We start from the raw sequence: 20288 nt of genomic DNA on the forward strand, positions 1-20288 counted from the left end.
GAATATTTTGTGAACGCCAATAGTATAAAAAAAGAAACCAAAGTGGTAATGGAATAATGTGTTAAGTATCTTCGCTCCAATCAATTAAAATAGATGCATGAACATACTGATAGCAGATAGTGGCTCCACTAAAACGGAATGGATTTTAATAGATGATGAAGGGCATAAGGAGTATTTCCATACAGACGGGCTGAATCCCTATTTCATGTCGCTAGAGCAACTCATCCATGCCATTGATGAGGGGCTGGCCCAGGTTTTGGAGAGTAAGCCCATTGATAAAATCTTTTTCTACGGAGCCGGCTGTGGGACAGAGAAGAGTAAGGAAGTCGTCAGAAAAGGAATCGCGGCCTGTTTCAGTAATGCTGAAATTCAGGTAGATACCGATCTGTTGGCAGCAGCTAAAGCCTGTTTCTGGGATAAGCCGGGTGTGGCTTGTATCTTGGGAACCGGGTCCAATTCTTGCATCTATGACGGGGAGAAGATAGTAAACAAGATCCCTTCATTGGGCTTTACGCTGGGTGATGAAGGCTCAGGCGGATACTTTGGGAAACGCATTTTGAGAAGTTACTACTATAACATTATGCCGGAAGATTTGAGGAATGAACTCGAGCAACGGCACGACATGAGGCTGGATAACATCCTGGAAATGGTGTATAAAAAGCCGAATGGAAATCGGTTTGTGGCGTCCTTTTCACATCTGCTGGGGAATTTTGCTGATCATGATTTCATCAAGAATATTGTGCGGAGCGGTTTCGAAGATTTTGCCGATAAGCAGCTGGCCTACTTCGGGGACTTATCCGGTAAAGAAATCGGCTTTGTAGGATCTATTGCCGCCATTCACCGCGATACCCTTGAAAGCGTTTTATCAGAAAGAGGGCTGAATTTAAGCGTCATTGTCCGAAAACCAATTGAACGTTTGGTGGAGAACCATCTGAAAGAATCCAAGGCTTAAAGGAAAGAAGAACCTCCAAGCGTCCGCTGTTAAATGAAACTCATCGATATCTAACCAGCCATATCCCCGCAACGCTTTCAGGACCTGTGGACGCTGAAAGGTTGCTCCGACTGTGTTGGGCGTTGCCTTTCTAAACTTGGTTTTTTTGAGTGGCATAAGACAGATGATCAAGGAGAAGTAATCGGCAATAGCTCCGCCCTTCAGGGCGGGGTAGAAAAAGTAAAATGAAAAGCTTCGCCCTGATGTAGATTAAGTAAAATGGGTGTTCGAAGCTTTGGCTATATGCCTTTAAAGTGGAAAGCCCAACCCTGCGATAAGCATCTAAACTTAATATCTATAGATGCTTGGGTTATTTTCAAATTTCATAATCCCCGTCTTGAAGGACGGAACTATTTTTATCATGAAACAGACTTTTGGGCTTGTTCTTAGAGCCTACCCTTCAGCTTCAAAATCCGGGACACAGATTCATCAATTCTTTCCTCCGAAATTTCTCCTTCCTCAACAAGTTGCTCCACGGCAGAAATGCAATCGTTGAGTTCCACCTGTTCTTTAAGCAGGTTGTTGCCAAAGCAGAAGATATCGAGGCCTGCTTTCAATCCTTCTTCCAGTGATTCTTTAAGGGAATAATGATCGGAAATGGCCCTCATCTGCATATCGTCAGAGATGATCACTCCGCTGAAACCCAGGTTTTTTCTTAACAGATTCTTTAACACATTTCTCGAAAGGGTGGCAGGCACAACTTCATCCATATCATTATGGAAGATGTGTGCGGTCATAATCATAGTGCAAAGTCCTTCATTAATTAACGCCTCATAAGGCTCCAGTTCATGTTCCTCCCACGTGTGTGTGATGTCAACGAAACCGGCATGGGTATCACCTTCGGCGCTGCCATGTCCGGGAAAATGCTTGCAACAGGTTTGTATGTTTTCCTGCTGATGCCCTTTGATGTAAGCTCGTGCATGCCGGGTTACTTTTTCCGGCGAAGACCCGAATGAACGTTCTCTCTTTGCAATGATGGAGCTGTCGGGGTTGGAGCTTAAATCAAGCACCGGGGCAAAATTGAGGTTAATACCGGCTTCAGATAGTGTTTTGGCGATATGCCGGGAATGCAATTCAGTGTATTCTTCATCGTCTTTCTCACCTAACTTCTGATGGGAGATGGTTTCCGGGAAGCCGTACTCGGGCTTCAGCCGGTTTATGAGTCCGCCTTCCTGATCAATGCCAATTAAAAGAGGGGTTTCGGAAGAAGCTTGTAATGCTTTTGTAAGGCTGCGAACCTGTTCAGGCGACTTGATATTATGAACCGGTTGGTCATGAACCATATCTTTATCAAATAGAATAACTCCGCCCGGTTTGTGTTCTTTAATCATGTTCAGAACTTCCGAATCTTCAGATATGTCATTCCCCCTGAATCCCATTAAAAAAAGCTGGCCAATTTTTTCTTTAAGACTTAGTTCGCTTACGGTACCTAGGTTGCTGTTGGGCATGTGCTTGAAGGGGTTTCTATTTTTTACAAGTAGTAATCATTCGTGCCTGAAGTTCAGGTTGAGAATGTATAACTTCAACAGCTTAAAATGAAAAAAAGATCACTCTTATTATGATGAAAAAAGCTCTGCTCGTTCTGCTGGTAAGTTTTTTGGGATATTCAAACGGCTTCACTCAGCATACTAACCAAGTTAAAACCGGAATTGAAGTGTTGGCTGAAAACAACTTCGAATTATTGAAAGGAAAAAGAGTTGGAGTTATCACTAACGCCACCGGAGTCAATGCTGATCTTGTATCTACTGTGGATCTTATTTACAACGCTCCGGGTGTGGAGCTCACGGCTTTATACGGGCCGGAACACGGGGTAAGAGGAGAGTTCGCCGCCGGTGACAAGGTTGATACCTATGTGGATGAAGCAACCGGTGTAACCGTGTTTTCACTATATGGAGCAACCCGCAAGCCAACTCCGGAAATGCTGGAGAATGTGGATGTGCTGGTTTATGATATTCAGGACATCGGCGTTCGTTCGTACACCTACATCAGTACAATGGGGCTGGCCATGGAAGCTGCCGCAGAGCATGACCTTGAGTTTGTGGTGCTCGACCGTCCCAATCCACTGGGTGGAGAAAAGGTGGAAGGCAATATTGTGGAAGAAGGATATTTTTCTTTTGTGAGTCAGTTTCCGGTTCCCTATATCTATGGGCTTACTCCGGGTGAAGTAGCCAAAATGATCAACAAAGAAGGCTGGCTGGCTAATGGCAAACAATGTAATCTTACCGTTGTGGAAATGGAAGGCTGGAACCGCTCTATGACCTTTGACGAAACGGGATTGCCCTGGGTGCCCACATCACCGCATATTCCGCATGAGTATTCCGCTTACTTTTATGTGGCCACAGGTATTATGGGAGAGTTGGGAGTATTCTCGGAAGGTGTTGGATATACGCTTCCTTTCCAGGTGTTTGCCGCCGAGTGGATTGATGAAGGTGAGCTTGCCGACCGCATGAATGCCCTGGATATACCGGGAGTGGTATTTCGCCCCATTGTTTTTAAGCCTTTTTATGGAAGAGATCAGGGCAAGACCTTACATGGTGTTCAGATTCATTTCAGCGACTACACGCAAGCTCATTTGATGAAGCTACAGTTCTGGTTTATGCAGGTTCATAAAGAAATGTATCCGGACAAGGATGTTTTTGAAATGGGCAAAAACCGATGGAGTATGTTTGAGAAAGTAACCGGAACCGATCAAATACGTAAGCGGTTCAGCCAAAATTATAAGGTTTCAGACATCTCGGAATACCTTTCCAAAGATATAGCCTCCTTCAAAGAGAAATCACAAAACTATTATCTATACAAGTAATTCATGAAGTATTTAAGTTTATTAGCCGCCTTTCTGGTTGTACAGTTTACTCCACAAAACCTGCAAGCCCAGGTCGATTCTGTCAGGGTTGATACGGTACAGGCCGACACTACCATCGCAGTCAGCGATTCTCTTTACCTGAATATTGTTATTCCTGAAACCGATACGGTTACCTACAGTTTTTCGCGATATCGTGTTGCAGCTAACACGAACCCCGCTGCAAATGCGTATATAAACGGGAAGCCGGTGAAGGTGTACGAAAGCGGTGCATTCATTGATATGATGGGGCATCGGTCGGATACCACCGAAATAGAATTCAGAGTAGAACTGAACGGCGAGGAACTGACCAAAACCATGTACCTGGTACGTCCGGAGTCTCCGGAACCATTAGATACCAAGGGAAATGTAATTTCTGACCGGATGATGAAACCATCCAGCGAGCTTTGGCTGGTAACCGGAGAAACACTGGACGTGCAATTTTTGGGTTCGCCCGGAAAAGAAGTGGTCTTCAATATCGATTACTTCAAGAATAATATCCCCATGAAAGAAGTACCCGAAGAAATTGCCGGTATTGAAGGACTTTATAAAGGAAGCTACACCGTGAAACCCGGTGACAAGGTAAGGGACAAACATATCACCTTTAAAATGAAAAAGGGTTTGTTCGGGTATGAGAAGAAAAAAAGTGAATATACCGTCAGTTTTAACAACTTCTCCCGCGTTGCGGAAGTGATGGATGAAAATGCCTACCTGAACATTGGCATGGGTACCGACCGCCTCGGAGGAGCTCGTTATGGCTCCCTTGAACCGGGAGTAAAACTCAATATCACCGGTCGCAAAGCCGATAATTACCGGGTACAGTTATCCAAAAGCCTGAGCGCCTGGATACCGGTTCGGTTTGTTGAACTTCAGAATGAGTACACTCCCCCGGCCACATCCCTTACAGGAAATATCAGGGTGTCGGGCAGAGATAAATCAGATATGATTTCGCTCACGCTTTCTCAAAAACTGCCGTATATCACCTACCAGGAGCTGGAACCGAATGTAATTATTGTTGATGTATTTGGGGCTACGTCCAACACCAACTGGAAGATTAAGCACAACAGTTCACAAGGCATCAAAAATGTAACCTGGAATCAGGTTGAGGATGATCGTTTCCGGCTGGAGATTGAGCTGAATCACAGCCAAAACTGGGGATATACCGTAGGGTACGGCTGGGGTTCTCAGCTGAATGTGGAAGTAAAAAGGCCTCCGGTTGTTACCAATTTCAATAGTCCGCTCGACGGCAGAACCATTTCGGTTGATGCGGGTCATGGCGGTGACAATCGCGGATCCTTAGGAGCTGCGGGGAATCTTGAAAAGGATGTTACCCTGAAGCTGTCTTACCTGGTGAAAGAGCTGCTCGAGGAAAGGGGAGCCAAGGTGGTACTACCCCGAACCGATGACAGCTATGTGTATATGAGCGAGAGAAAAGAGATCACTATTGAGGAAGATGCAGACCTGCTCGTCAGTATTCACACAAATTCAATTGGGTATGGAAGTGATCCGCTTGATGTGAGGGGAACCGGTTCTTTCTACAAGCATATCGCCTTTAAACCGCTTGCCGCTATTATGTATGATAAGATGATGGAGCTGGGCTTTAAAGACTACGGGCTGACCGGTAGTTTTAACTTCTCCCTGAATGCACCCACTGAGTTTCCGAATGTATTGGTAGAAACGGCTTTTATTTCAAACCCGGAAGAGGAAATATTATTAACTGATCCGGATTTCCAGCAGAAAATTGCTGAACAAATTGTGAAGGGACTCGAAGAGTTTTACCTGCAGCACGGATACCTTGAAACGGTGTCAGATATGCCTGATAAATAGAAGAGGTGTTTGGTAATAAGTAATAGAGTCCTTAAATAATGAGAGTTAGATGAGTAAGAATAAGCTTCCGCTTTCGTCCGACCGCTTTAGGAAAGAGTTTAAATTAGCAATACAAGGTTTGGCGGCCTGTCGATTAGAACAGGCATAAGTTAAGACTTAATCTCGTAACGATGCTCCGTCTCTAAATAAGTGCGTTTCTATCTTAAATTCATTCTTGCCAATTACTTAACATCCTGAGGCTCAGCCTCACAACCGGGTGCCGCAGCAGAGCGGCGGCACCTGTTTTAAATGAATAATTAGGGTATCTAAGCTGCCGGGTTCTTTATTTAAGCAGAGTCATTTTCTTGGAAATGGTACCCGACTTCGTAACCAATCGATAGATATACACTCCACTTGATAGTCTTGAAGCGTCAAACTGAATAGTATGAAACCCTTTTGATTTGACCCCGGAGTAAACGGTGGCTACTTCCCGTCCCAGCATGTCGTAGATCTTCAGGTTAACGTCACTCTGTTGGGGCAATCCAAAACTGATGTTAGTGGAAGGGTTAAATGGGTTCGGATAATTCTGCTTCAGCTCAATTTGGTTGGGTACATCTGAAAGAAGCTCATCATTGGGTTCGTTTGAAGTAGCGAGCCCCATCTCAACCGCTCTGAGATCATCAAATACAATAAAACCTTTTGTTGGCTGCCCGTCGGTGTAGGTCATCTGAAAGCTGTCCAAATACAGGTTTCCATTCAGCGTTCCGTTCCCATTTACCCATGCAACCACGCTGTCTTGAGTGAGGTCCCATGAAACCAATTTCCAGCCCAACCAATCTACAGTGTACCAGGAACTCCCTTCGAGCTCTCCATTGCCGTCGCGAAGCATGAACCTGAATTTATTGCCATTCCCATCACCGAATACATAGGTTTGAAGAACAAGATCATTAGTGAACTTAGGAGTAGTGACACTGCCACGATATTGACGAATAAGGTTTGCAGTGCTGGTAGTATCCCAGCCGTAATTCACCCTCATAGACTGACTGCTGTTAGTCAAAAGGTTGACTTCAGCGGTGCTGATTTCCAGGCTGGTTTCTTCGGGGATATAACCGTCCGTGCTTCCGCTTTGAGAGGGCTCCCACCAGGCTGAAATTCCATCTTCAAAATCATCAACAACGGTTTCATTTATAATGTCCTGATCTCCGGTAGGGAAGGTTCGTACTACATCAGATCCGAGACTGTTTCCAACCGTATCACTGATCGATTTGGAGAACGTGAGGGTGTAATTCCGGGATTTATCGAGTCTCTCGGAAGGGAAGAAGTTAAGTACACTTCGATTACCTATGGTATAATAAACGGTTTCACCGAGAACGGTGTAGTCGCTTTTGCTCACTTCGATGGTTTTGTTATCAAAAAGTGCGGTATCCAGTGGCTCATCAAAAGTGGCGCTAATGATAGGCCGGAGTTCGTTCAGTTGGGTATTGGTTGGGCGAATATCAGAAATAGCCGGAGGAATAATATCGACCGGACCGGTCTCGAAGGCAACGGTGTAAGAATCACCCTGCGTGCCATCGGCATTGCCGTCAATGTTATGAGCATAGGATGATTTGTCGGTTGCCGTAGAATCAATTGTAAGGGTGTAACTGCTTTCAAAGTCAAAATTAGCCGTGGAAATACTCAGCTTCTTATCTGAATTCCACGTGAGGGTATAGTCGGCTTCAGGCGTGAGGGATAAGGCATTTTCTACCGCAGTTCGATCCATAGACCGGCTGAAATTGAGTACGAGTGCTTCCCCGGGATTAATCTCATCGTCATCCCCAATGGAAGTAGATGCCACAAAGGGAGGGATGTTTGAAACCAATGCCACATCGGTAAAGGTGAAATCGGTAGAAATGATGTTGGTATCAACGGTATCAGTGTAAAATCCTTCCGCTTCAACAATGATTTGAGCGGGCCCGTTTTCGAGGTCTTCTATATAGTAAAAACCGTTTTGCAAGTCGCCGGGGTTTGCAGCGTAATTGTTGAACAGGGATTCAAAAGTATCGGTGGTATAGGTAGAATCGCCAACTGATACAACGGCCCCATTAACTGGAAGCCCGCCATCAGCATCGGTGATGTACCCGGTAGCAATGCCAACCGGAGGTCGTTCCACATCCAGGTAGTCCAGAATAGACCAGAAAAAGGATTGTGCTTCCAGTCGCTTCCAGTCCGCATTTAAGTTTCGTTTTTGCTGGGTAGGATTTGTATGAAATCCGGCTTCACTCAATACAGAAGCCATGTTGGTTGTTCTGTTTACAAAGAGGTACGGGAACTGATTGCTGTGATTATCAACAGAGCTGCCCTGATAGAAATTACGATCGGCCCAATTCCCGATGGTAGGTATCCGCATGGCATCGGTGAGCTCAATTTCCATAATGTCGCCCATTTCTTTTCCTCCGTTCGGAGTTTTCTCAACGGTTTGTCCATTTGAACGCCAACCGCCATGTAGAAACAATGTGTTGTTTGCAGTATTTGAGCCTGCGTTGCTGTGAATGGAGTGAAAGAAGTCGGCACCGGTTGCGTTGGCAAGATCATCTCTCTGAGACAGAGGAACCTGCTGAGAATCACTTGTCCGGCTAATGTACACGGTGTCGATGTCGGTTTGGGTGAGCAGCATTTCACGAAGAGCCAGCCCTACACGAAGTACTTTCTCAGCTTCCGAATAGTTGTAAAGTCCCATGTTTTCCGTTTGGCTGTGCCCCGGATCAAGAAAAATAGAAAAGCCTTCGAGTCCTGTTACGGTCTGGGCTTTAACCGGGGCCGTACTTAAAAGTGCTGCAAATGCTAAAAGGGATAGAAAATACTTCATAATGCCGTGTGTGGATGGTTGCTGATTGATTATACGGGATGAATTAATAGCTGATATTCAGGATGTAAATACTTCCATCATCGGGGCTGTCGAAGGCTATTTGGTCACCTTGAGGAGACCAGTCAGGGTTCATAGCTATTATATCCGTTGATGAAGTCAGGTTAATTCGCTCTTCTCCATCAATGCTCAAAGCATATAGGTCTGATTTGGTGTAGTTGTGTCCGTCATCTTCGGCAACCATCGCCACCAGGTATTGACTGTCGGGCGACCATTTTGCCCGGTTAGCTTTACCCAGATCCATAAGGTTGGTACCGTCAATATTCATTACGAATAAGTTGCCCCCGTACACTTCAAAGGCCAGTTTTTTACCGTCCGGCGATACTTCCAGGTTCAGGTATTGGGCATCATCAAAAGGGGAGATATTCTCGGTGCTGTTTTCCGGGACTTTACCTTTAGCAATCTGGTTCGACTTCAATACATAAAAAGGTTTGGTGACCGAAGCTTTTTGCTGGGTAGAAATTTCTTTGCCAGAGTCGAACGATTCAATATCATTATCAGAAATAAGCACTACCTGCCGGTCATAATTGGCCCACTTTGGAATGGTTGGCATTTGATCTCTGAACTCAGTCAGCTGCTCAGGTTCTTTGCCATTGGTGTGGTAAATCTTAACAGCGAGTTTTCTTCTTTTATTCTGAAACTCTGAAACCCGGGTCAAAATAGATTCGGAATCAGACGACCATGAGAAGCCGTACCCGGCCGATTCATCTGTAATCTGCTGCATGTTTGAACCGTCCGTATCTGCTATCCAAAGTCCCTGCTGCCGCGATGAAGTGAAAGCTATTTTGGTTCCGTCAGGTGACCAAACCGGGTTCATAAAATCAGAACCTTCCACACTTATCAATTTTTGTGGATTTCCATTCGGAGCTGGCTGAGCAATGGCTGTTACGGATAAAGTAATCACCAGCAGAAGGGAGGTGATTATAGATGATATAGAAGAGTTCATATTTTGGATTTTAAACGATTTACAGATCATAGTGGAGTAGGTAAAAATGATGGAATTAGCTGTAAGATGCTACAAGGGAGCGCCTTAAAGATTTTATTCTTTGTAAAACTATCTTGTTGTAAAAACAGGTTTCGATGATTAATTATTCTCTGCTTCCTGCTTGTCTTTTTTCTTTCCAAAGTCAGGATCGATATCTACAAACTTTGTTACAATAAAAATCGGGATAGTGGCAATCATCACCCAGATAAAGAAGTCGAGGTAGCCCAGCCATTCCTGCATAAAACCACTGATAGAGCCGGGGATCAACATACCAAGGGCCATAAACCCGGTTCCGAAAGCGTAATGTGCTGTTTTATTCTCGCCGCGGGCTATATAAATCAGAAACATCAGGAAAGCAGCGAAGCCAAATCCATATCCAAATTGTTCAATGGCTACAAAAGCACTGATTAAAGTATAGGATTCCGGTTGGAAGTAGGCCAGAATCACATATACCAGGTTGGGCACGTTCATAGCAATAAGCATAGGCCAGAGCCAGTATTTAAGTCCTTTTCTTGAAATAACCACACCGCCGATAATGCCACCGATGGTCAGGGCAATCACGCCTATGGTTCCATAGATAAATCCTAAATCGGAAGTGGAGAGGCCTAGTCCTCCGGCATTAATTTCATCCAAAAAGAAAGGAGGCCCCATTTTCACGAGCTGACCTTCCGCAAACCGGTAAAACAGGATAAAAGCAAGCGCTACCCAGATTTGTTTCTTCTTAAAGAAATCGATGAATACTTTGAAAAAAGCTGCCAGTTGTTCTTTGGGGCTGTCATATTCTTCGGCATAGTCACCGGCAGGCTTGGGAATAGAAAGGGTGTGGTAGAGGGCAAAAACCGTCATAACCACAGCCAGGATACCAAAGGTTACGGCCCAGGCATAATCTACATCGGTTCCGCTTTCAATCAGGTAACCGGCTAAAATAACCAGCGCCCCTTTACCGCTTATTATGGCAATGCGATAGAAGGTAGATCGGATCCCCACAAAAAAGGATTGCTTCTCTTCATTAAGGGCAATCATATAAAAACCGTCTGCGGCTATATCATGGGTTGCGGAAGCCAGGGCCAGCAGATAAAGCACGATAAGGCTAAAGGCAAAGAAAGAAGGAGTGAGCAATACAAGAGCCACGCCGGCAAAGGCGGCTCCCATCACAAACTGCATCCCTATGGTCCACCAGCGCTTGGTTTTGGTGTTCTCTACCAGTGGACTCCAGAATGGCTTAATAATCCACGGCAGGTACAGCAAACTGGTGTATAAACCAATCTCGGCATTAGAGATGTCAAGGTTTTGATACATGATTACCGAAACCTCTACCACCATGATGTAGGGAAGTCCCTGAGCGTAGTAGAGAGAAGGAATCCAAAACCATGGATTCTCTTTTAGCTTAGCTATTAAATTCATATGCCGATGTTGATTTCATGGTTAAGCTTCAAAATGTCGAAGTCGGAATTATAGGTAAAAAAAAAGCGAAAGAAATATTTCTTTCGCTTTTAAATGTTTAAAAATGTCAATCCAGCTCTTTCCAGCGCACGAAGGCTTCCATGGCTTCGTACTCAGCCAGCCCCAGCTTGTCGTAGAGTTCGGCGGTGCCGCGGGTTCGGTCATCGGCACGCTGCCAGAATTCCCGCTTGTCGGTTCCGGGGAACAGAGGTCGGTCTTTCTGCGACTGATGCTTGAAGATGGCTTTACGCTTGCGGTCTGTTTCTTCGGGGCTGAGTGGCACTGCCATTTCAATGTCCTCAATATCCCATTCCTGCCAGGCACCGCGGTATAACCACGTCCAGCATTCTTGCATCCACGGCTCATCCTTCAGTTCACGCAAAGCGGTGAAAACAGCATCCAGACACACCCGGTGCGTACCGTGCGGATCGGATAAGTCGCCCGCTGCATAAATCTGATGGGGTTTCACCTGCTGTATAATATTTTTAGTGATCTCAATGTCTTCCGGGCCAATAGGCTTTTTACGCACTTTCCCTGTTTCATAAAACGGAAGATCCAGGAAGTGCATGTTCTCATCGGGGATGCCCACATACCGACAGGCTGCTTTCGCCTCTCCGCGTCGAATCATTCCCTTAATGGTTTTCACTTCATCGGAATCCACTTCGCCGGGTTTCTTATTCTTGATGGAAGCTCTTACTTCCTCAAAAAGCTCAGCTGATTCTTCATTCTCCAATCCAAAACTTTCGTGGTAATCGGTTACGAAATCGGCAAAACGAATGGCTTCGTCATCAAAAACGGCGATGTTACCCGACGTCTGATAGGCTACATGAACTTCATGTCCCTGATCCACCAGGCGGATAAAAGTACCGCCCATTGAAATTACATCGTCATCCGGGTGGGGACTGAAAATAAGCACGCGTTTTTTAGCCGGTGATTTTCGTTCCGGACGGTAGGTGTCGTCTTCGTTGGGTTTTCCGCCGGGCCATCCGGTAATGGTATGCTGAATCTCGTTAAAAATGCGGATGTTCACATTGTAAGCGCGGCCAATGTCAATCAATACATCGTTCATGCCATGCTCACTGTAATCTTCATCCGTAAGCTTGAGGATTGGTTTCTCCAGATAGAGGCTTAACCATACCACCGCTTTTCTAAGCAGCTCGTCTGTCCAGTCAATAGGGCCGACCAGCCACGGAGTTTTGGTACGTGTAAGTTCTGCCGAAGAAGCATCATCGAGGAGGAATTCTACGTTCTCGTGCTTTTGAAGGAAGGTAGCCGGAATCTGGCTGGTGATGTCCCCTTCAATAGCCTTTTGAACAATCTTAGCCTTGCCTTCGCCCCAGGCCATCAGGAAGATGCGGTCGGCTTTCATAATAGTTCCAACCCCCATGGTGATGGCGCGACGGGGAACATTTTCAACACCAAAGAATCCACTGGCGGCATCTAATATCGTCAGGCTGTCTAAAGCAATGAGGCGGGTTTTAGAATTGATGGATGAACCGGGCTCATTAAAGCCAACGTGACCGGTTCGCCCGATACCCAGAATCTGGATATCCAATCCGCCAAGGGCATCAATTTTCTCTTCGTATTTTTGGCAAAAATCGTACACGTCTTCCCGATCCAGTGTACCATCGGGGATGTGGATATTTTCTTCTTTGATGTCCACATGGTCAAAGAGATACTCGTGCATAAAATGGACATAACTGTGAATGGAGTCCGGCTCCATCGGGTAGTATTCGTCCAGGTTGAAGGTGACTACATTCTCAAAACTCAGCCCTTCCTCTTTATGCATCCGCACCAGCTCATCATACAGCTGCGTTGGAGTGGAACCGGTTGCAAGTCCCAGGACTGCTTGCTCACCTTTGGCCGCTTTATCTCGTATCAGTGAAACAATTTCATCAGCGGCATATTTAGAAGCAATTTTGGCCGTATCAAAAACTTTGGTAGGCACTTTCTCATACTTTTCAAACTCAGGGCGGATGAGTGGAGTAGAAGACATAAACAATAATTGATTAGATGTTAATTTCGATGCAAAGCCCGCGTTAAGACAGCAGGTCTGAAAAAGATAGAACCCGCAAAATAACGCTTAAAATGATTAATTCAATACGATGTTGGGCAGTTTTACCTAAAGCAACAATTTGTTAACATAATGTGTCCCTTATGTATAGATGAGGCGCCTGGTGATTTTGAGGATGCTGAATTTGTCAAAGTTCTCAATCCGAAATGGATCCGGATATTTGGTTGTCATCATGAAATTGATTCAGGATCTTTAGTGGCATTTTAATTAAACAAGCACCAACCACGTGATAGACACCCATTCCCATATATACCTTCCTAAATTTGATGAAGACCGTGCTGAAGTAAACCGGCGAGCAGCAGAAGCCGGAGTAAAAGCCATATTCATGCCGGCTATCGATTTCGATTCGCTGGGGCAGATGGATAAGCTGAGTCATTCTGAAATTGATTTCTACAAAATGGCGGGCATACACCCTTGCGATGTGGAGAGCCTGCCGGATGATTTTGAAGAACAACTGTTAGGGCTTTGTTCAAAAGAAGATATCTACGGAGTGGGAGAGACCGGGCTGGATTATTACTGGAGCACCGATCATGTGGAGGAGCAGAAGCGCAGCCTTCGCGTTCATTGTAAAGTGGCTAAAGAAGTGCAGAAGCCGATCATTATCCACAACCGGGAGAGTACGGACGATGTGCTTGACATCCTGGAAGAGGAGCAGGATGGCAGCCTGACCGGCATCTGGCACTGCTTTAACGGAACGGTGGAAGAAGGCAAACGGGCCATCGGGTTTGGATTTCATCTCGGGATCGGCGGCGTGGTAACCTTTAAAAACGGGGGAGTGGATAAAACCGTAGCTCAGCTCCTGCTGGATAAGATGGTGTTGGAAACTGATGCCCCATATCTGTCGCCCACCCCAAAGCGCGGCAAACGCAACGAACCGGCTTTCATGAAATACACCGCTCAAAAACTCGCCGACATTTTTGATCTGAGTCTGGAGGAAATAGACATCAAAACCACGGAGACAGCGAAGCGGTTATTTGGGATTTGATTGCCGTTGAAAATGAGGGGTAAGGTATTATCTTAGGAGAGCGAGAGGGTGTTATGCAAAAAACTTTAACACTATTGAATCAAAGTTGTTTTGGCAAAAGATACTGCACTTATAGTTGTTGATATGCAAGTTGGCGTTTTTAATGGCTCGACTATCCCCGCAGTTTTTGAGTCTGAAAAGTTACTTTCAAACGTATCTCGTTTGATAGAGAAAGCAAGAAATGCGGTGATCCCAATTGTATTCATTCAACACAATGGAGGAAAAGGACACCCTTTAGAGCAGGGTACAAACGATTGGCAGATCCACCCGGGTCTGGATCTCACCAATGATGATTTTATTGTGCAAAAGCATACTCCTGATTCATTTTATGATACAAATCTTATAGGCATATTAGATTCAAATAAAATTAACAGAGTGATAATAGCTGGAATCCAAACCGAATATTGTATAGATACTATTTGTAGGAGGGCATTTAGTCTTGGCTATGAAGTGACATTGGTTAAAGATTCTCATAGCACCTGGGATACTGACGACCTTACTGCATCACAAATAATTAATCATCATAATTCTTTACTAAATGAATGGTTTGTATCACTAAAGGCAGAAAACGAGATTGAGTTGAACCAGTTTTAAATTGATGTCCTGCTGCTTATCACTGGGCTGTTATGCTTTAAACCTAAAACCATGAGTCAAATCAAATTCAAGGGAATACCAACTTTCAGAATCTTCAAGTATGATGAAGCTGTAGAATTCTATATTAATTTCCTTGGATCTCGTTCCCAACCACCCGGTTGGGAATGCTACTGAGGACCACCTGGTCCAACTAAGGGTTATTCGCCTGAGGTTCACCATAAACAGATGGAAGGTCCTATAATATATCTGCCTTGATACTCCAATCAAGAATGCTGTTATCCCAGTACCATGTAAGCAGAGCTTACCACATGCGTTCCGAAGCTGGAGCTTCTGAACGAGTACCATGAGATTTAACAGTTGAACTTGATTGAGTGGAGTTAATTTTGCTACTTCCGTAAACCTCTAACCCAGCGCTACATGTGTGGTGAGCCATATTATAACAATGATGAACCTTCCTCTATTAGTTGGAATAGCATTTACTCTTTTTGGAGTTTATTTAGTAATACATGCAGTCAGGAATCATAGAAGAGCAAAGCAAAGTGAAGACTGGCCTGTGGCAAACGGGAAATTGGTAAGCGTTGAACTGTGGGGAAAACGAAATATTGATGGCGAGATGAAAGATGCTGAAAAGTTGTCGGTTAAGTATGAGTATATCTTGAAAGGTAAGGTATATGAAAGTTCTACAGTGGCATTTTATACGATGATGTACCCGGAGACCATTGAATTTGCTGAGAATAATTCCCCGGACCAAGCAGTGGATGTATATTACAATCCGGCTAAACCGAATGAATCCGTTCTAATCCCTGGTCTTCGCTCCGGGAATAAGCGATACAGTGATCTGATTCTGGCCTTATTTGCTGTCTTTATTGGAATAGTGGTAGCTATAATGAGTTAATTGGTAAAGAATAAATGACTAACTATTTGATAGAAATGTGGGGTTTACTTCTTGAGGGATCAACCCAGGGGATTTTCTTCTGGGCAGCAGTATATGCATCTGTTGTATTGTTGATTTCAGTTGTTTACCAAATAAGAACAAGTTTATGGCCGGGGGTAGCCGGAACGTTAATAAAAAGTGATTTGCAAAGGTTTGGAGCTGCTGAGTGGGATAAAAGCGAAGATGATTATATCACAGAAACCGCTTATTTATACCAGGTAAATGGCAAGGAATACAAGGGGCACAGATTAACTGCCTGGACGGTAGTAGCCTCACATAACTTCAGGTTTATCCTTAAAAATCAGTTAAACAGGGTAACAAAGAATCAGAAGGGCGATGTTATTGTATTTTATAATCCTAAAAAGCCGGAAAAAAGTTTTCTGATTAAACCCGGAATAGCCGGTATAATTACAACTGCTCTGATGGCTTTATTGCCTTTTCTATTATACTGGGTAAAGTACTATGGATAGTAGTTTATAGAACCAATTAACACGGCTCAGCAGAGTTTTAGCCATAAGAAAGTGACAATAGATTATAGCTTTTCTATTATCTCCGAAACCCGTTGGCCGAGAAGTATCTAAATTATTTCTAATTCCGTTATTTCCCATACTTCAATATTATGAAGCAAAATCAATCTACGTTAGGCTTATGGGACAGCAACAACTACTCCTGGTGATACTGGTAGCAGTATTAGTGGGTATCGCAACGGTTATCGCCATTACAGTGTTTGGGGATGCCTCTAATTCTATGAATAACGATGCCGTTCGGCAGGATCTGATAACCATTTCGGCCTCCGTGCAGAGTTATTTGCAAAAACCCCCTATGCTTGGCGGTGGAGGGGGAAGCTTTGACGGTTTTACCTTCCACAAAATAGCGTTCCCGGCCGATGAGATTTCAGAGGATGGATTACATGCCCGGAATGCAAACGGAGTCTATCACGTGTTTAGCGTCACACCTACCGAAGTGGGACTTTGGGGAGAACCGATGATGGAAGTAGGCGGACCTATAGATATATCCAGCCTGGTATCTGATTCTGATTATTTTGAGCTGGTCGTAACTAAAGACGACATCGCGTGGACAAATACACCGGACTAATTTTAATCCCGCCCGTTTTATATTGGTAGATTAATTGAAAAGGCTTAACTACATTTCAAATTAATAACAGTATTAATAAATGATTTTCGGGGAGCTCGTTACATGGATATTTTTCAGATTACACTGATTCTTGCCACCTTTTTTTGTTCGGTGGTTGGTGGTTTTTTAATGGCTTTTTCCATTGTGGTAATGCCGGGTATCAAAAACCTTAATGACGGAGAATTTATCCGGGCATTTCAGGCTATCGACCGGGTCATTCAAAACGGTCAGGCGCTATTTATGATATTTTGGGTAGGTTCGATTATTGCTTTGGTTGTCACGGCCGTATTAGGGGTGGGAGAACTGGATACAACAGGTTGGGTTTTTATGATCCTTGCCATTGCTACTTACTTTCTTGGTGTTCAGTTACCAACTGTCCGCATCAATATTCCCCTGAATGATGCTTTACAAATGCTGGATGTAGATGAGATGGACGAAGAAGAACTACAAACCGCCCGCACTAATTTTGAAGAGAAGTGGGTAAAATGGAATATCATTCGAACGGCTTTCTCCAATATTACGGCATTGTTGCTTATCCTATTACTTTTCTTACTCTAAGCTTACAGTTATCAATGGGTACTCATCGTATCCCAAATCTACCTGAACTTCTTCGTGAATATTTCGTTAAGGCAATCAGGTGAGAAGAAATGATTTAACCACTCATTTATTTTTTTAAAGGCACGTTAATTCATAAGCTTTCTCCATAACTGAACTCATATCATAAATTCATCATGATGAAATCATATACAATAATTGTACTGCTTACTTCTGTATTAGTATTAGCAGGATGTGGTAATGCCGGGGTTTTCGTAGCAAGTAACAATACTCAGGTAGAACTGAGCGAAGGGAACTACTCCATCGTAGCCAAAAATGTTTCAGGTACGTCTGAATCAGCATATATCCTGGGTGCCAGCTACTCCTGGGGAATGGCAACTAACGCAGTTGGACTTATTCCGATAGGAGATGGAAAAATGCTTTATAAAGATGCCCGTGAAGATTTGTGGGCTAACTTTGAAGCAGCAAACTCTCCGGTTGAAGGCAGAAAACTGGCTTTGGTAAACATTCAGTACGATGCCGGAACAACTAACTTAGTTCTCTATACCAAAGCGAAGGTTACCATCACCGCCGATGTAATCGAATTCGACTGATCTATTCGAATCTAACAGATAATACAGTCCATCGTTCTTTTGAGCGGTGGACTTTTTTTATGCTCATTATTTGATGAGCATCATTTTGTGCACCTGACGGGTTTCCGGAGTACTCACCACTACGAGGTACATGCCGGAGCTGAGGCTTCTTCCGTCAAAAGTAAAGTTATGCACACCTGATGAGAGCTGTGTTTGGGCAAGTGTTTGCACCCGCTGACCAATGGAGTTAAAGACTTGTACCTGTACCTGACTGGACTGATCTAAAGACACCGTAATGGTAGTGGAAGGGTTAAAGGGGTTCGGGTAGTTGGCGATGTCAACCTGATCGGGAAGCTCCTGCGGTTCATAATCCACTTCGTTACTGGTTGGGATGCGGGTATCCTTCAGAGTCATAATGCGATTATAAGAAGCGGTGATGGTGGCTTCATCAATAACGCCGGCTTCTACTTTTTCTGAAATGAGTGAGATGATATAGGCCGGAAGGGATTTGTCCTGATACAAATTGGTGTTGAACAAAAGAATGTCTGTGTCAGAATTCACCACCTGAACAATGGCTTCATCCATTCCGTAATTTTCCTGAACGGCGCCCATAAAAAGCTCATCGGAAATCACAACCCCGTTAAATCCAAGGCTGTCTCTCAGAATGTCGGTGACGGCATAGGAAGAGAGGGAGGCCGGGTAGTCTTCATCCCAATTTTGATTAAATAGATGTCCGGTCATAACGGCATCGTTGTATCCATCTTCAATAAGAAAACGGAAAGGGTCGAGTTCACGGTCTTCCCATGTGTCGGTGATGTCGGTAAACCCTTCATGGGAGTCAGATACAGCGCTTCCATGACCGGGAAAATGCTTGAGTGAGGTGGTAATATTTTGTTTATGAAACTCATCCACAAACCAGGAGGCATGTTGATAAACAACCTGTTCATCCGTCGAAAAACTGCGATCCAGTCCGCCTATAGCCGGGCTGTTGGGATCAACATTTACATCCACTACCGGTGCCAGGTTCATGTTTAACCCGGTATTCGCCATCCAGCCGGCCATTAGCGCGGCCTGCTTTCGTGTGGAATCTTCGGAATTAAATTCGGTGCCCAGTTTATGTGCCGAGAAAGTTCGCTCAAAGCCGTTTTGCTCATCAAGGCGGGCTACAATACCGCCTTCCTGATCTGTGGCCAGAAATAAAGGGGTGTCTGCCAGTCCTTGAAATCTCGAATTTTGGCTGCGTATCTGGCTGGGAAAACGAAGGTTATATGCGAACAACAACACCCCGCCCAGGTTTCGGTGCTCGATGTCATACTTCAAAGAATCCTGGTGTTCCTGGCTGGTTTCAACGCCAACCATAATCATCTGGCCAATTTTTTCCTGAAGGGTCTGTGCCTCGGAAAGCAGGGGGAGGGAGAGTAAGAAAGTGAGTAAACTTAAAGTAGCTATTCGTCTCAAGGCAATGGATTGTAAGAATGAAAATGAACTGCCAATCCTAAGCATTTGAATTAGATTTAAAAAACAGGGCGGGTTCTTTTTTTGTAAAAATCTTAAACGCCGAAGTATATTGATAGCTAATCATGTAAGATGCACCCCATGAAATATACCTTGATTTTATTGCTGATGCTAAGCACTTCTGTGAGTGCTCAGAATGCGTTGCAAACACCGGTTTTGGAATTGCCTCATCCCTCAATTTCACAATCTATAACCGGAAGTGACTTCCTCAAAGAAACAGCTTCATTGAATTATCAATCCCGCCAGGAAGAGGCTGTAAGCTGGATTTTAGAAGGAAACATCCCATCATTTCTGCGGAAATTGGTTCCTGTACAGTTCAGAAATGCCGGTGGTGAAACCGCGACAATCTGGGTGACCAGTGATTATTTGTCGATAGGCACTAATGATGATTTCATACGGTTCCCGCTTTCAATGCCTTCTGCTCAAGAAATTGCCAGGGCTACCAACATGTACCTGCCCACAGCGGTTATGGTGGATTCTATGTATGCGCAGGCTCAATTTAGTCTAACTCCCATTCCGATGAAGCCCGGTGAACAAATGAGAAGCAATGACTACTACCACCGGCACAATGAGATGATAGAGGAACAGCTTGCAGGAGTTGAAAACGGGCGACTGGTTGCCGGACATAAGAAGGACGTTGTGATTACAAATCGATTGACACAACAAGGTGGGAGAGTAGCTATTTACGGATGGCATTATGCTGTGAATGATCCTATTCAGCCGCTTTCAACAGTTCATGATGAAGAATATGAGGACTACAGCCACGGGCTGCGCCTTGTTTATCCTGTTGCTGAAGTAAATGGAGAATCGGTTGAGCTGAAAAAGTTGATGAATCAGCCTGAATGGAATAGCACTTTCACCAGAGAAGGTGCAATAGATATCGACCTTCTTTCGCATGGAGAGTGAAGTACCTAACT

The 20288-nt window shown here is 44.4% G+C and carries 17 protein-coding genes; 11 read left to right on the plus strand and 6 right to left on the minus strand.

Annotation, left to right across the window (positions count from 1 at the left end; translation table 11 throughout):
• Positions 1–97 precede the first annotated feature (97 nt).
• Positions 98–952: a BadF/BadG/BcrA/BcrD ATPase family protein gene (locus tag JJ941_RS02440; RefSeq protein WP_290961975.1), complete on the plus strand. Its 855-nt coding sequence runs from the start codon at positions 98–100 to the stop codon at positions 950–952.
• A gap of 425 nt (positions 953–1377) precedes the next feature.
• On the opposite strand, the gene JJ941_RS02445 is transcribed toward JJ941_RS02440, so the two are convergent.
• Positions 1378–2439 (minus strand): glycoside hydrolase family 3 protein, encoded by a 1062-nt coding sequence (locus tag JJ941_RS02445; protein WP_290961978.1) that lies wholly within the window; start codon positions 2437–2439, stop codon positions 1378–1380.
• Positions 2440–2549: 110 nt separating this feature from the next.
• Between JJ941_RS02445 and JJ941_RS02450 the strand changes: the two genes are divergently transcribed.
• Complete coding sequence (locus JJ941_RS02450) at positions 2550–3794, plus strand: DUF1343 domain-containing protein (protein WP_290961980.1); 1245 nt, start codon at positions 2550–2552, stop codon at positions 3792–3794.
• Between the two features lie 3 nt (positions 3795–3797).
• A complete protein-coding gene (locus JJ941_RS02455) occupies positions 3798–5657 on the plus strand; it encodes an N-acetylmuramoyl-L-alanine amidase (protein ID WP_290961983.1) in 1860 nt (619 codons plus the stop codon).
• Between the two features lie 322 nt (positions 5658–5979).
• Here the strand turns inward: JJ941_RS02455 and JJ941_RS02460 are convergent, their stop codons facing one another.
• From JJ941_RS02460 to nagB, 4 genes are all read right to left on the minus strand, one after another.
• Positions 5980–8484, minus strand: a complete 2505-nt coding sequence (locus JJ941_RS02460; protein WP_290961986.1) for an N-acetylmuramoyl-L-alanine amidase — start codon at positions 8482–8484, stop codon at positions 5980–5982.
• A 43-nt stretch (positions 8485–8527) separates the two neighbouring features.
• Entirely contained in the window at positions 8528–9487 is a 960-nt protein-coding gene (locus JJ941_RS02465; protein WP_290961989.1) for a hypothetical protein, read from the minus strand.
• 138 nt (positions 9488–9625) lie between these two features.
• Positions 9626–10930 carry an MFS transporter gene (locus tag JJ941_RS02470; RefSeq protein ID WP_290961992.1) on the minus strand — a complete coding sequence of 435 codons (1305 nt, stop codon included), beginning with the start codon at positions 10928–10930 and terminating at the stop codon, positions 9626–9628.
• 106 nt (positions 10931–11036) lie between these two features.
• Positions 11037–12965 (minus strand): glucosamine-6-phosphate deaminase, encoded by a 1929-nt coding sequence (gene nagB, locus JJ941_RS02475; RefSeq protein WP_290961994.1) that lies wholly within the window; start codon positions 12963–12965, stop codon positions 11037–11039.
• Between the two features lie 304 nt (positions 12966–13269).
• Here nagB and JJ941_RS02480 point away from each other — a divergent pair, with 304 nt between their 5' ends.
• The 7 genes from JJ941_RS02480 to JJ941_RS02510 all read left to right on the plus strand — a co-directional run bounded on the left by JJ941_RS02480 (position 13270) and on the right by JJ941_RS02510 (position 17877).
• Entirely contained in the window at positions 13270–14028 is a 759-nt protein-coding gene (locus tag JJ941_RS02480; protein ID WP_290961996.1) for a TatD family hydrolase, read from the plus strand.
• Between the two features lie 90 nt (positions 14029–14118).
• On the plus strand, positions 14119–14661 hold the full coding sequence (locus tag JJ941_RS02485) for a cysteine hydrolase family protein (protein ID WP_290961998.1): 543 nt from the start codon (positions 14119–14121) through the stop codon (positions 14659–14661).
• A gap of 442 nt (positions 14662–15103) precedes the next feature.
• The gene (locus tag JJ941_RS02490; RefSeq protein WP_290962000.1) at positions 15104–15556 is read left to right on the plus strand and encodes a DUF3592 domain-containing protein; all 453 of its coding nucleotides are present in this window, start codon (positions 15104–15106) and stop codon (positions 15554–15556) included.
• Between the two features lie 14 nt (positions 15557–15570).
• On the plus strand, positions 15571–16065 hold the full coding sequence (locus JJ941_RS02495) for a hypothetical protein (protein WP_290962001.1): 495 nt from the start codon (positions 15571–15573) through the stop codon (positions 16063–16065).
• Between the two features lie 178 nt (positions 16066–16243).
• Entirely contained in the window at positions 16244–16690 is a 447-nt protein-coding gene (locus JJ941_RS02500) for a hypothetical protein (RefSeq protein WP_290962002.1), read from the plus strand.
• Positions 16691–16792: 102 nt separating this feature from the next.
• On the plus strand, positions 16793–17287 hold the full coding sequence (locus JJ941_RS02505; protein WP_290962004.1) for a DUF1772 domain-containing protein: 495 nt from the start codon (positions 16793–16795) through the stop codon (positions 17285–17287).
• A 173-nt stretch (positions 17288–17460) separates the two neighbouring features.
• The gene (locus tag JJ941_RS02510; protein ID WP_290962006.1) at positions 17461–17877 is read left to right on the plus strand and encodes a DUF6567 family protein; all 417 of its coding nucleotides are present in this window, start codon (positions 17461–17463) and stop codon (positions 17875–17877) included.
• Between the two features lie 66 nt (positions 17878–17943).
• On the opposite strand, the gene JJ941_RS02515 is transcribed toward JJ941_RS02510, so the two are convergent.
• A complete protein-coding gene (locus JJ941_RS02515; RefSeq protein ID WP_290962008.1) occupies positions 17944–19314 on the minus strand; it encodes a glycoside hydrolase family 3 N-terminal domain-containing protein in 1371 nt (456 codons plus the stop codon).
• Between the two features lie 138 nt (positions 19315–19452).
• On the opposite strand from JJ941_RS02515, the gene JJ941_RS02520 reads away from it, so the two are divergent.
• The gene (locus JJ941_RS02520) at positions 19453–20277 is read left to right on the plus strand and encodes a hypothetical protein (RefSeq protein WP_290962010.1); all 825 of its coding nucleotides are present in this window, start codon (positions 19453–19455) and stop codon (positions 20275–20277) included.
• The last annotated feature ends 11 nt before the right edge of the window (positions 20278–20288 follow it).

Origin of the sequence: Gracilimonas sp., from assembly GCF_017641085.1 — a bacterium.
Taxonomy (GTDB): domain Bacteria; phylum Bacteroidota; class Rhodothermia; order Balneolales; family Balneolaceae; genus Gracilimonas.